A 12,522-nucleotide genomic window follows, 5' to 3' on the forward strand; every position below is an offset into this window, starting at 1 on the left:
GCGCCCGACAAGGACGGCACTGCCAACCGGTTGGACAGGCATGCCTTTTCATCATTGACCGGCAGCCGTCCGCCGCAATTCACGGCGTGCGGGCTGTCCGGCCGGCGAAGAAATCGATGATCGCGGAATTCACCGCTTCCGGTTTTTCGAGGTACCCGTAGTGACCGCATCCGGATATCTCGGTGTACCTGCCGCCGGGAATGCTGTCGGCGACCTCGCGCGCCAGGTGCGGCCGCACGACCAGGTCCTCCCGGAAACCGATGACCAGGCAGGGGCAGCGGATGGCCCGGTACGCCGGCCGCCGGTCCGGGATCACCTGGATCTCCAGCTGCCCCCGGACCGCGGAGAGGTCGACCGTCGACATCTCGAAGACGTCCAACCAACCCTTGAGCCGTTCCTCGTCGTTGAGGCTCTGCGGTGACAGGTTCTGCAGGGCCTGCACATGGGCCGCGTAGCGGGGAGGGAGCTTGATTCCGCTGTCGGCCAGTTCGACGTCGGCGGCCGCCATGGCGCGGATGAAGGTGTCGGCCCGGCCGCTCGTCGCCATCAGCACGGCCTCGCTGACGAGTCCGGGCCGGGCGACGAGCAGTTCCTGCAACGCGATCGCGCCCAGCGAGAACCCCACGGCCCGGCACGGTCCCGCACCGAGGTGTTCGATCAGTCCGGCGACATCCGCGACCATGTCGTCGAGGGTGAAGCCGGGGCCGCACCCGTCGCTCGGCGGGATGCCGCGGTTGTCGACGGTGATGACCCGGTACCCCGCCGCCTTCAACGCGGGTACCTGGTAGGCGCGCCACACGCGGCCGGGCGCGCCGGTGCCGGTGATCATCACGACCGGTTCCCCGGCACCGTACTCGTCGTAGCTGAGGGCGATGTCGTCGATCCTCGCCACCGGCATCGGCTTCTCCCTTCACCCGCCGCGCGGCGGTGCGGCGGCTGGGGTCATGCGGAACGCTCCGTGAAGCGGCCGACCTTGGCGATGACGTCCTCGCCGTAGAGCCGCAGGGCCTGTTGCAGCGCGAACTCGGCCATGTAGCGCCGGAACTCGTCCGGCGGCTCCTCGGCGAGGTTGAGCATCCTGCGGTTGGCGAGGACCGCCTCGCCGCTCAGCCGCGCGACGGCGGCGGCGACGGCGGCGTCCATCTCCTCCGGTTCCACCACCTCGTCGGCCACCAGCCGGGCGTCGGGCTCGGTGGCCCGCAGCCGGCGCCCCTGGAGGATGACCTGCCGGGAGACGCGCGGCCCCGTGTGCCGGCCCAGCCGGAAGTTGCCGGCTCCCGGCACGATGCCCTCGCGGGCGGCGGGGAGGGTGAAGTAGGAGTCCGCGGCGGCCAGTACGTGGTCGCAGACCAGGAGCAGCTGCATGCCGCCGCCGATGGCGAACGTGTCGACGGCGGCGATCCAGGGCTTGTCGACGCCGCGCGCGTGCCAGGCACCTTCGTGGTCGGCCAGCACCCCCCTGACGATCTTGTGGAGGTAGCCCAGCTCGCGGCGGAGCAGGAAGCCGACCAGCGAGATCTCACCCGCGTGCAGGCTCTTGAGGTTGATGCCCGCGCTGAAGACCCGTTTCCCTCGGTAGCGGGGGTGCGTCATCTCGCCTCCGCGCAGCACTCCCACCCGGACGTCCGGGTCGAGCAGCGCGAGGTCGACGGCGGTCTCCATGTCGTCGACCTGCCGGACGTCCTCGGCGTTGAGGCAGTCGTCGCGGCACATCGTCAGGTACGCCGCCCCGTCCCGCCGCTCCAGCAGGACCGACGGCGTCCTTACGACGCCGGTGCGGCGGAACCCGGGCAGCAGTTCCAGGGCCCGTGGTGTGGGCCGCAGCATGGCGTCGAGCAGGTGCGGGCCGGCGGACGGGGACCCGAGCACCGCCCTGAGGAAGATGCCCTGGTCGATCTCGTGCCCCTCCTTGTCCGCCTGGCGGCGGCCGCGGTCCCGGGCCAGCTGCGCGTCCGTCGGCACCAGGGAGGGGAACGCGACCGCGGCGGCCGCCACCAGCTCCGCGAGCCGCAGGTGCACGGTGCGGCCCTCGGTGAGCTCGTCGTACACGGCGTCGGCGTGCGCCTCCAGGAAGCGGACCCGCAGGGCGCGGGCCGCGTCCTTCGCCGCCGCGGCCGCGGCCCGCTGGGCGGCGGTGCGCGAGCCGGGCGCCGGCAGCGAAGCCACCAGCTCCTCGGCCCGCGCGGCGGCCTCGCGCAGCGCGGGCCAGACCTCCAGGGCCGGTGCCCTGGCAGCGTCCAGGGTGGTCATGAGGCCTCCTGCGCGGTGCCCCGCAGGGCCCGGTCGCAGGCGGCCAGATGAGCGCCGAGGGCTTCCTCGAAGCTGGTCGTCCCGGCGTCGAACAGCAGTTGCCTGCGGATCGCCAGTTCCTTGCCGGACAGGCCGCTGACCAGCCCGGCGGCGGCCGCGACGGCCTTCTCCGGGTCGTCTACCAGCTCGTCGACGACGCCGAGCGCCAGGGCCTCGGGCGCCTCGATCGGCAGGCCGAACAGGACGGCTCTGCGGGGCCGGGCGGCACCCGCCAACTGGACGAGCCGGTAGCCGGCCATGCCGGGCCAGGTGGCCGAACCGTCGCTCTGCAACACGAGTCTGGTGCCGAGCACCGCGACACGGATGTCGGCGGCCAGGAAGGCGTCGAGCGCCGGGCCCCCGCACTCCCCGCGGGCCACCGCGAGGGTGGCCATCGGGAGCCGCTCCAGGCGGCGCAGCGCGCGTTCCCACTTGCTGACCAGCGTCACGTCCAGCCCGTCGGCCCAGCCCCGGTCCGGGACCCCGGTGACGTGCAGCGTGACGACGCCGGAACCGCCCTGGTCCTCGGCCCGGTCGCAGAGGTTCGCGAGGGCCTTGACGGACGCCGCCGTCAGCGGCGCGCTCCCGTCGACCTCCAGCGTGAGCGTGTACTCCATTGCCCCCTCCGGGTTCACCATCGGACCAGCGCCGTTTCGATCGTGGAGCCCGGCCCCATGGTCATGAGCACTCCGTACTCACCGGGCTTGGCGGCCTCCTCTTCGAGGAGGCGTTCGTAGGAGAAGAGGAACGAGCCGCTGGACACGTTGCCGTAGTCCCGCAGCACGCCGGTGGTGTGCCGCACGTCGTGCCGGGTCAGCCCGAGGTTGACCACGACGGCGTCGATCACCTTCTTGCCGCCCGAGTGCACCAGCCAGTGGCTGATGTCGCTCCGGCGCAGTCCCGTGCCCGCCAGCAGGCGGTCGACGGCGATCTCGGCGTGCGCGCCCACCACGTACGGGATGAGCGGGTCGAGGTAGAAGCTGAACCTGCCCTGGTCGCGGTCCCAGTCGTACCGCATGGCGTCGACCGCCTCGGGGATGATGCAGCTCGCGAACTTCAGGATGCTGGGGCCCTCGCGGACGGCCGGCACGGCGGCCAGGGCCTCGGGAACGGTGGCCGGCTCCTCCGCGGCCGGCACCGCCGCCAGGGTCCTGGCACCCGCGGCCACCGCGCGGGGCGCGGGCGACTTGACCGTGTCCGGGCTCGTCATCAGCACGATGACGGCCGCCGCGGGCGTGTCGGCCAACTCCTCCGACACGGTGACCTGTTCCGCCGTGGGCGGCAGCGCGGGGACGGCCCTGACACGGGTGGCCGGCGCCTCGGGAGCGGCGGGCCGGACCGTGACCGGGCTGGTCATCAGCGCCACCGCGGCGGCGCCGTCACCGAACAGGCTGTTGACGACGGCGGTCCGCATCGTCGAGTCCACCGCGTAGGCCGCCGAGCACGCTTCCACGCACAGGACGACGGCGAGTTCGCCCGGGTTCGCGGCGGACCAGCCGGCCACCACGTTGAGGGCGTTCAGGCCCGCGTTGCAGCCCATGCCCACGATGTCGGAGCGGCTGCAGTGCCGGTCGATGCCCAGTTCCCGGATGAGAAGCGCGCTGAGTCCGGGAGTGAGGAAGCCGGTGGTGGTCACGCAGCACAGGTGGCGCAGGTCCGACAGTTGGGCACCGGCGCGTTTCAGGCAGGCGAGCAGTGCCTCGGCTCCCATGTCCAGGGCCATGCGCTTGTGCTTGTCGAGCAGGTCGCCCTGTGGCTCCGGGGCCCGGACGCCGTTGCTGTCCGGGGCGGGGAGCGTGAGGTGGCGCCGGTCGATGGCGCTGTTGAGGAAGACGGAACGGATACGGGGGTCGGTGATCCCGAAGGCGTCCAGTACTTCTTCCTGCGAGTAGGAGGTGGCGCTCGTCGCCGTGCCCACCCCGATCATCCGGGGGCGGCCGAGTGCCACCGCGGTGCGGTGCCCGGTCGCCAGGATTTCCGCTTCCAGCGTTCCCGGGTCCAGGAACTCCGGAGATTCCACGATGACGGTCATCGGAACGTCCACCCCCACATACGTCGCCTGCTACGCGGCTGCCGTGTGCCACTGATACTGGTCATCTCTGCCGCCCTTCTTACGAGGACCCTTTCGGCACGCGTCATAGGCCGTCATGACGACTCGCTCTGCGCCTCGATGAAGCGCGCGAGCCTTGCGATGCCCTCCGCGATCTCGGCGGGCGTCACATAACTGATGGACAGCCTCAGTTCGTCGAGGCCGCCACCGTCCGGATGGAAGTAGTGCATCGGTGTCCAGATGACACCGAAGTCCTCGGCGGACCGGGCCAGTGCGGCGTTGTCCGCACGGAACGGCACCCGGACTCCCAGGAAGAAGCCGCCCGCCGGCCGGTTCCAGCGCACTCCCAGGGCCGCCCGCCGGGCCGCGGGCAGACACTGGTCCAGGTGCCGGAGCGTCAGCCGCATGGCCGCGTCGTAGTGGACGGCCGCCCGCGCGTTCAGCTCCGAGAGCCGGCCGTTCGCGGCCAGCAGGGTGCCCGCGACCACGGCCTGGCTCAGTGCGGGCGTGTTGACCGTCACCATGCTTTTGATCTTGGCGAGTTCGTCCGCGAGCAGCGTGGTGCGGCCGGCGTCGTCCACGACCGGCTGGTCGGCGACGACGAAGCCCAGGCGGGCGCCGGGAAAGACCGTCTTGGCGAAGGACCCCAGGTGCACGACCCGGCGGTCCTTGTCCAGGACCTTCAGCGTCGGCAGCGGCGGCCCCGGGCTGACCAGCCGGTACGGGCTGTCCTCCACGACGAGGATGTCGTGGCGCGCCGCGCAGTCCAGCAGTTCGGCGCGGGCCCGCAGGCTCAGCGTGGCGCCGCTGGGATTGGAGTGGTCGGGAATCACGTAGAAGGCGCGGGGGCGGCGGCCCCGCGACCGCTCGTGCGCGATCGCCGCCTCCAGCGCGGCGCAGGAGAACCCGTCCTCGCCCTCCGCCACCGGCGTCACGGGGATGTCCAGGAGCCGGGCCGCGCCGGTGATGCCCATGAAGCACGGGCTGGAGACCAGGAAGGCGTCCTCGGGTCCGGTGACGAGCGCCCGCAGCACCAGCAGCATGGCCTCCTGGGCGCCGACGGTCACCACGACGGACTCGGCCGGGACGTCGATGCGCTCGTCCTCGCGCAGGTAGTCGGCGATGATCTCGCGGATCTGGCCGGCGACCGGCCCGTACTGGTACATGAGGGTGCGCAGTTGCTCCGGTGTCCGCCCCTGCCCGACCTCGTGGTCGAGGTACCTGCGGAGGTGGCCGAAGATCTCCTCGATGTCGAAGAAGCCGTCGTACGGGCGCCCCGGCGCGAAGGAGATCGCGTCCGGATAGCGGTAGGTGACCTCGTTCAGGAAGGTCATCGTTTCCAGGACCGGATCACGGACGCTGGCGTGCAGATCGGCCTTGCGCAGCGTCGGCGCGGCCCCGGATTGCGCGAGGTCGCGCACCGGCAGCGCACTGCGGACTACACCCTTTACAGCCATTAGATTCCCCCGCGGGCATCAGTTGTTGAAAGAGCCCGTTCCCGGCCGCTTCGGACAGGACGCTCAGGATGGCACCCTTACCGGGCCCCTACAAAGCTGTCCAAAATTCGGCACGTCCCCTTGCACAGCGAACTCGGGAACCAGTTGTTTTCTCTCTTTTCCCGCACGGCGTCGGAGGTGCGCCCGGGGCACACAGGGCCGCTCGGGAATCGTTGGGGACACCGGACGCGGGGTGTACGGCACGAGGACGGTCCCGTCCGCAACAGCGGCCGCTGTCCAACGGACCGATTGCGCCACTTGGACAGTTCACGCGAACCCGTGCGCCGCCCTCGTCACTCCGGCGTCCCACCGTGGTGCCACCCCTACCAGGCGAGGGCCCTACCAGGCGAGGGGCAGCTTCTCGATGCCGTAGACCGACAGCCCCTGCGGCCGGTAGCGCACTTCCTCCGCCGGTACGGCCAGCCGCAGGCCGGGGAAGCGCTCCAGCAGCCTGGTGAAGGCGATCCGCAGCTCCATCCGGGCCAGGGCCGCGCCGACGCAGTGGTGGATGCCGTGCCCGAAGGCCATGTGGTTGTTGTTCTCGCGGACGATGTCGAAGCCGTCCCGCGACGCGTCGGGGCACTGGGAGCGGTTGACCGCGAGCAGCGAGCAGGACACGATCTCGCCGGCCTTCATCGTGCGGCCCGCCATCGGCACGTCCACCAGGGCGGTGCGGGGCGAGGCCATCGGCGCGACGGCCGCGTAGCGGAGCATCTCCTCCACCGCCTGGCCCATCAGCTCCGGCCGCTCCCTGAGCAGGGCGAGCTGGTCGGGGTGCTCCAGCAGGGTCAGCGTGCCGAGCCCGAGCATCCCGGCCATGTTCTCCAGCCCGCCGGCCAGGAGGGAGTCGGAGAACCCCACCAGCTCCTTGTCGCTGACGCCGTCCCCGTGCTCCTTGATCAGCATGCTGATCAGGTCGTCCCCGCCGGGGTCGGCGCGCTTTTGCGCGATGAACCGGTCCAGGTAGCCCTCGAAGGCGTTCACCGCGGCCTGTACCAGTCGGCGCGGCCGGTCGTTGCGACGGCTCAGGTCCAGGTTGCGCGCCAGTTCGGCCTGGTCGTCGCGGGGCACGCCGAGCAGTCCGCAGGCGACCAGTCCCGGCACGGGCCAGGCGACGTGCCGCATGAGGTCGGCCGGCTGGCCGGCCCTTTCCATGACGTCCAGCCGGTCCGCCACGACGCCTTCGATGATGGGTTCCATCCTGCGCATCCGCCGCATGGTGAACTCCGGCGTCAGCATCTTGCGCAGCCGGGTGTGCTCGGGCGGGTCGTACTGCAGCAGGTTGCCGATCTGGGTCAGCCGGCGGGAGTCCGCCTCGCTGTCCGCCGGCGGCCGCGTGCTGAACCGTTCCGCGTCGCCGAGGATCGCCCGCACCTCTTCGCGGCCGGTGGCGATCCAGTCGCTGGGGCCGGGCCCCGTCTCCTCGACGAGCGGTGTTTCCGCGCTCATCCGGCTCAGTTCGGGCGACGGGTTCTGCCCGTTCCGCTGCATGAAAGCGGGGGGCTCCATCGCCTTGGCCCCGATACGGTGCTGTCGCTTGGGAGATTCTGCCGGCTTCGTCATGTGCGGGCCCCCTTCGGCCTTTTCTCGCACCCTCGCCTTTCCGCAAGGGTAATTTCACTGCGCCTGCCGCTTCCCCGGCAAATGATGCACCTGCCACACCGCCTCCCTTGAACGCCAGAAGTGTTCACGGATTCGGCTTTTCCGCGCACGCGCGGGCCGGCGGGCGCGGTGGCCTTGGCTGCCGCGCCCGCCGGATTCCTCACCTGGTACGGTCCGCTCGCCCCTGATCAGCCGGGGCCGTCCCTCGCGGCGCCTCGCTCCCCGCGCGGAGCGTGTCCGCGATGACACGCGCGATGCGCGACAAGTGGGCGCGCTGGAGCATGTCGTTGTGGTTGGTGGCGACTTCGTGCGTCACGATCGCACCGGCCGTATAAGGCCGCCACGTCTCGACCGCTTCCGCTATCGGCAGTTCCGCGGGGCGCTCCTCGGTCGCGGCGAAGAGCAGCAGGTCGCCCCGGAACAGCCGCGGTGTGTGGTCCCAGGCGATCTTGACCGTGTGCTGCATGACCTCCCGCATGTTCGTCATGAGCGGGCCGCTCACGCCACCCGGGAGAGGCGCCTCCTCCCCTGGGAGCATCTGGAGTTCGCGCCCCGGACGCGCGGGCCCGCCGGCGGCTTCCTCGCCGACGGCGACCTTGCCGGGGGCGGTGGGATAGCCGTCGAGCACCGCGAGCAGCGCCACCTCCGCGCCCAGTTCCTCCAGCCTGGTGGCGACGGCCTGCGCGAACACCCCGCCGACGGACCACCCGAGGAGGTGGTACGGGCCGTCGGGCTGGACGTCCCGGATCCGGTCGGCGTAGTCCGCCGCCATCTCCTCGACGCTCTGCGGCAGCGGCTCGGGACCGGCGAGGCCGCGCGCCTGCACCCCGTAGACCGGCCGGTCCGGCGGCAGGTGCTGGAGGATGGCCGCGTAGCCCCAGGCCAGTCCGGTGGTGTGGTGCACGCAGAACAGCGGCGGGCGGGTGCCTTCCGAGCGCAGCGGCAGCAGCACCCCGAGGTCGTCGCGGTTCCTGACGACGCTCAAAGCCGCCGCCGGCCTGCCGGCTTCCTGGCTCTGCTCGGACACCGTCAGCAAACCGCCGCCGGTCCATTTGGCCCGCTCGCCGGTACGGAGCATCCGCGCCCCGTCGGGGCCGAACGGGCAGGCGACGAACCGTGCGCCGGTCAGCCCCGGCGCCCCGCCGTAACCGCGCGCCAGCGAGGCCCCCGCGACGTACAGGTCGCCGGTGACGGCCGGCGGCACCGGACGCAGCAGATCGTCCAGTACGTACGCGCGGGTGTTCCACACCGGCCGCCCGGCGGACGCCTCGGCGGGGAACGGCTCCCCGGACTCGTGCCGCCGGGCCAGCCACGAGCCGGCCGTCTCCGCCGTGCCGTGTCCGCTGACCAGCGCACCGTCCGGATGGTGTGCCCGCCACCTCGTCAGGTCGTCGGTGGACAGGTGCTCGCCGTCCACCACCACGACCTCCGCGTACGGCGACCGTCCGGTCTGGGGACGCCCGACGGCCGGCAGTTGCTCGCGGGTGGTGACCAGCGAAGCCGTACCCTCTGCCGTGCCGGACGGCGGGACGTCCTGGCCTGGCACGCCGAGCAGGACCTCGTGCCCGGCGCACAGGGCCGCGAGCAGCGGCGTGACCAGCGCGGACGCGGAAGCCCTGACGTCCAGTGTCACCCTGCGGTCCGCCTGGGAGGCGTGCATCTGCCGCGCCACATGGTTGACGAGGGCGCGGTGTTCGACCACCGCCCCCGCCGTGGCACCGAGCACCAGGGCCGCCTGGCCGGGCAGCGGCGTACGGGCGGGAGATGCCTGGTACGGCACGCCGTACACCGCGGACGGCGCCGGGTCGACCGCCACGACCGGGATCGGGTGATCGGCGGACAGCAGACGGGCCGTTGCCGGAGTGCAGACCAGTGCGGCCGGACGGCTCCGGCGCAGAGCGGGGAACCGCTCGCCGACAGGCTGGGCGGGGTCGGCGAAGTGGCAGGCGGCCCCGGCCTTGAACACGGCCAGCAGCGCCACCGCGAGCCTGGCGCCGGGTGGCAGCGCCACCACCACGACATCCTCCGGCCCGGTCCCTCGCTCGGCCAGCCGCCTGGCGAGCAGACCGGCCGCCGTGTCCAGCGCGCCGTAGGTGAACGCGCCGTCCCGGTCCGTGACGGCGAGGGCCTCTGGCGTACGGGCCGCCCGCTCGGCCAGCAACTCGACCACGGTGCCGTCCGGAACCTCGGCCGCCGTATCGTTCCAGGTCTCCACCACCTGACGGTGCTCGAACCGGTCCAGCAGCACGTCCACCTGGCTCACCCGCAGCCCCGGATCGGCCGCGACCTGTTCCAGGACGCGCACGAGCCGGTTCGCGAGGGAAGCGGCGGTGGAGCGGTCGAAGAGTTCCGTGGCGTAGTGCAGGACGCCGTCGATGCCGTCCGGGGTGCCGTCGTCCTCCTGCCGCTCGACGAGGTCGAACGACAGGTCCATCGCCGACGTTCCGGCCTCCAGCGGGAGGCGCGTGGTGTCCAGGCCCGGCAGCTCCGGCGTGTCCCACTTCTCGGCGATGTCGTCCCGCATGTCCAGCAGGATCTGGAACACGGGATGCGCCCCTTCCGCAGGGGGCGACGACAACGCGTCCACCACGTGCTCGAAGGGCACGTCCTTGTAGGCGTGCGCGGACAGGGTGGTCTCCCGGACCCGGCCGAGCAGCTCGCCGAACGCGGGATCACCCGAGGTGTCCGTGCGCAGCGGCAGCCAGTCGGTGAGGGGGCCCACCACGGCGTCCAGGCCCTCTTCCTCGTCCCGGCGCAGGAGCATGGTCCCGAACGTGACGTCGGTGCCCGCACCGAGCCGGTTGAGCAGGAGGGCGAGCGCGGCGTGCACCGCCATGAAGGCCGTGGCACCCGCGTCTTCGGCGGCTTCCATCAGTTGGTCGTGCGCCTCGGCGTCCAGGCTCAGCGGAACGGAGTCCATCCGGTGGACGGGCCGCGCGGGCCGCGGCCGGTCGGTGGGCAGCGGCGCCCGCGCCGGCACGTCGGCCAGGGTGTTCTTCCAGTACGTGAGCTGGTCGCTGATCAGGCTGTCCGGGTCCTGCTCGCTCCGGAACAGCTCCTGCTCCCACAGCGCGTAGTCGGCGAACTGGAGGGGCAGCGGAGCCCGTTGCGGGGCCCGCCCCTCGCGCCGGGCGCCGTAGGCGGCCGCCAGGTCGCGGACGAGAACGTCCAACGACGCGTCGTCCGCGGCGATCCTGTGCAGCACCAGAAGCAGTACATGCTCGGTGTCCGACAACACGAACAGGTGCTGCGACCAGGGCGTCTCCCGTACGAGGTCGAACCGGCGCCGGGCGTGGGAGCGCAGCAGGTCCGGCAGTTGCGCCTCGGCCGCCGGGACCACGGCGAGGGAGGGACGCGCGGCATCGGCGTCCAGGACCCGCTGGTACGCGTGGCCGCCGTCGGTGCCGGTGTCGGTGCCGGTGTCCGAGAAGACCGTACGCAGGATGTCGTGGCGCGCCGCGACGTCCGCGAGGGCTTCCTCCAGTGCGGCCGGGTCCAGCTCACCGACCAGGCGCAGCGCGAGCGGGAGCTGCTGCTCCGCCGCCTCGTCCGGCCGGGCCGGCGGCCACAGGCGCGACTGGCCCGCCGAGAGGGGGATCTCGTCCGGGTGATCGACCGCCCGTAGCTCCGGACGTACCTTCGACTCCAGGAGCCGTGCCACACCGATCGGTGTCGGCGCGCCGAAGAAGTGCCGCATGCTCAGCTCGGCGCCGAGTTCGGTCCTGATCCGGCCGGCCAGGCGCATCGCCAGGGTCGAGTTGCCGCCGACGTCGAAGAAGTTGTCGTCCACGCTGACGCGTTCGAGCCCGAGGACCTCGGCGAACAGCGCGCAGAGCGCCTTCTCCGTCTCGCTCTCCGGTGCCCGCCCGGCAACCCGTTCGGCGGGGTCGGACGCCGGCAGCGCGGCCCGGTCCAGCTTGCCGTTCGCGGTCAGCGGCAGCGCCTCCAGGAGGATGACCGCTGCCGGGACCATGTAGTCGGGCAGCGTCGTGGCCACATGCTCACGCAGGAGCTGCGGGTCGAGGTCGCGGCCGGTGCCGGGGACGGCGTAGGCGACGAGGCGCTGGTCGCCCGGCCGGTCCTCGCGCACCACGACCGCGGCCTGGGCGACGTCCGGGTGCGCGGCGAGGACGGACTCGATCTCGCCCGGCTCCACCCGGAAGCCGCGGATCTTGACCTGCTCGTCCGCCCGCCCGGCGAAGTGCAGCTGCCCGTCGGCCGTCCACCGCGCCAGGTCACCCGAGCGATACATCCGCCCGCCCTCGGCGAAGGGGTTGGCGACGAAACGCTCCGCCGTCAGGTCCGCACGCCCCACGTACCCGCGCGCCAGGCCCGGGCCCGCTACGTACACCTCGCCGACCACGCCCACCGGCACCGGCTGGAGGAACTCGTTGAGCACGAAGACCCGCGCGTTGCCGATCGGCCGCCCTATCGCCGGCGGCGCGTCCTGCGCGGTGATGTCCTCGGCCAGCGGCGTCGCCGTCGTGATCACGGTCGCCTCGGTCGGACCGTAGGTGTTCCACACCCGCGCCCCGGCCCGCCACCGCGCCGCCAAGTCGGCCGTCAGACGCTCAGCGCCCAACACCCAGTTCTCCACACCCGGCACGGCCTCCGGGTCCAGCACACCCAGCAGCGACGGCACCACGCTCGCCACCCGCACACCGGCGACACGGATCATCTCCGCCAGTGCCTTGGGCTCCATACGTTCGTCGCTGGACGCGATCGCGAGGGTGCCACCGGCGGCCAACGTCACCGCCACGTCCAGTACCGCCGCGTCGAAGCTGAACGAAGCGAATTGCAGTGCCACCGTGCCTTCGTCCACGCCCAGCACCGGCCGCATGGCCTCCGCCAGGTTCACCACACCGCCATGGGCCACCGCAACGCCCTTGGGCCGGCCAGTCGAACCGGACGTGTAGATCACGTACGCCAACTGGTCTGCCGTGACTGGCAAGGCAAGCGGCCCGGACGGCTCAGCAGCGATGGCTCCGGCCGCCTCCTCCAGCGACACGGCAGCCGCCGAACCCACCTCGACGCCGGTCAGCGTCTCGCCCGTGCCCAACACCACGGCCGCACCACTGTCGGCGA

Annotated in this window: 7 protein-coding genes; all 7 read right to left on the bottom strand. The window is 72.2% G+C overall.

From position 1 onward, the window contains the following. Positions 1–79: 79 nt before the first annotated feature. A complete protein-coding gene (locus ACH4OW_RS32425; RefSeq protein ID WP_398031415.1) occupies positions 80–898 on the bottom strand; it encodes an alpha/beta fold hydrolase in 819 nt (272 codons plus the stop codon). A gap of 44 nt (positions 899–942) precedes the next feature. Continuing rightward, positions 943–2,250 carry a (3,5-dihydroxyphenyl)acetyl-CoA 1,2-dioxygenase DpgC gene (dpgC, locus tag ACH4OW_RS32430; protein ID WP_398031417.1) on the bottom strand — a complete coding sequence of 436 codons (1,308 nt, stop codon included), beginning with the start codon at positions 2,248–2,250 and terminating at the stop codon, positions 943–945. Continuing rightward, on the bottom strand, positions 2,247–2,906 hold the full coding sequence (gene dpgB / locus ACH4OW_RS32435) for an enoyl-CoA-hydratase DpgB (RefSeq protein WP_360139676.1): 660 nt from the start codon (positions 2,904–2,906) through the stop codon (positions 2,247–2,249). Before dpgB ends, dpgC begins: the two co-directional genes overlap by 4 nt. 14 nt (positions 2,907–2,920) lie before the next feature. Further along, the gene (locus tag ACH4OW_RS32440; RefSeq protein WP_398031419.1) at positions 2,921–4,321 is read right to left on the bottom strand and encodes a 3-oxoacyl-[acyl-carrier-protein] synthase III C-terminal domain-containing protein; all 1,401 of its coding nucleotides are present in this window, start codon (positions 4,319–4,321) and stop codon (positions 2,921–2,923) included. A 113-nt stretch (positions 4,322–4,434) separates the two neighbouring features. After that, positions 4,435–5,796, bottom strand: a complete 1,362-nt coding sequence (locus ACH4OW_RS32445) for a PLP-dependent aminotransferase family protein (RefSeq protein WP_360139670.1) — start codon at positions 5,794–5,796, stop codon at positions 4,435–4,437. Positions 5,797–6,174: 378 nt separating this feature from the next. Next, a complete protein-coding gene (locus tag ACH4OW_RS32450; RefSeq protein WP_398031421.1) occupies positions 6,175–7,398 on the bottom strand; it encodes a cytochrome P450 in 1,224 nt (407 codons plus the stop codon). Between the two features lie 199 nt (positions 7,399–7,597). Next, positions 7,598–12,522 (bottom strand): amino acid adenylation domain-containing protein (locus tag ACH4OW_RS32455; protein WP_398031423.1); only part of this gene is annotated, 4,925 nt, incomplete at its 5' end.

Origin of the sequence: Streptomyces sp. NPDC017056 (assembly GCF_044332485.1) — a bacterium.
Classification (GTDB): domain Bacteria; phylum Actinomycetota; class Actinomycetes; order Streptomycetales; family Streptomycetaceae; genus Streptomyces.

What these genes read in the sequence shown, in the direction of transcription:
- ACH4OW_RS32425 (WP_398031415.1), bottom strand. Translation starts at nt 898, where the DNA reads ATGCCGGTGGCGAGGATCGACGACATCGCCCTCAGCTACGACGAGTAC.
- dpgC (WP_398031417.1), bottom strand. Translation starts at nt 2,250, where the DNA reads ATGACCACCCTGGACGCTGCCAGGGCACCGGCCCTGGAGGTCTGGCCC.
- dpgB (WP_360139676.1), bottom strand. Translation starts at nt 2,906, where the DNA reads ATGGAGTACACGCTCACGCTGGAGGTCGACGGGAGCGCGCCGCTGACG.
- ACH4OW_RS32440 (WP_398031419.1), bottom strand. Translation starts at nt 4,321, where the DNA reads ATGACCGTCATCGTGGAATCTCCGGAGTTCCTGGACCCGGGAACGCTG.
- ACH4OW_RS32445 (WP_360139670.1), bottom strand. Translation starts at nt 5,796, where the DNA reads ATGGCTGTAAAGGGTGTAGTCCGCAGTGCGCTGCCGGTGCGCGACCTC.
- ACH4OW_RS32450 (WP_398031421.1), bottom strand. Translation starts at nt 7,398, where the DNA reads ATGACGAAGCCGGCAGAATCTCCCAAGCGACAGCACCGTATCGGGGCC.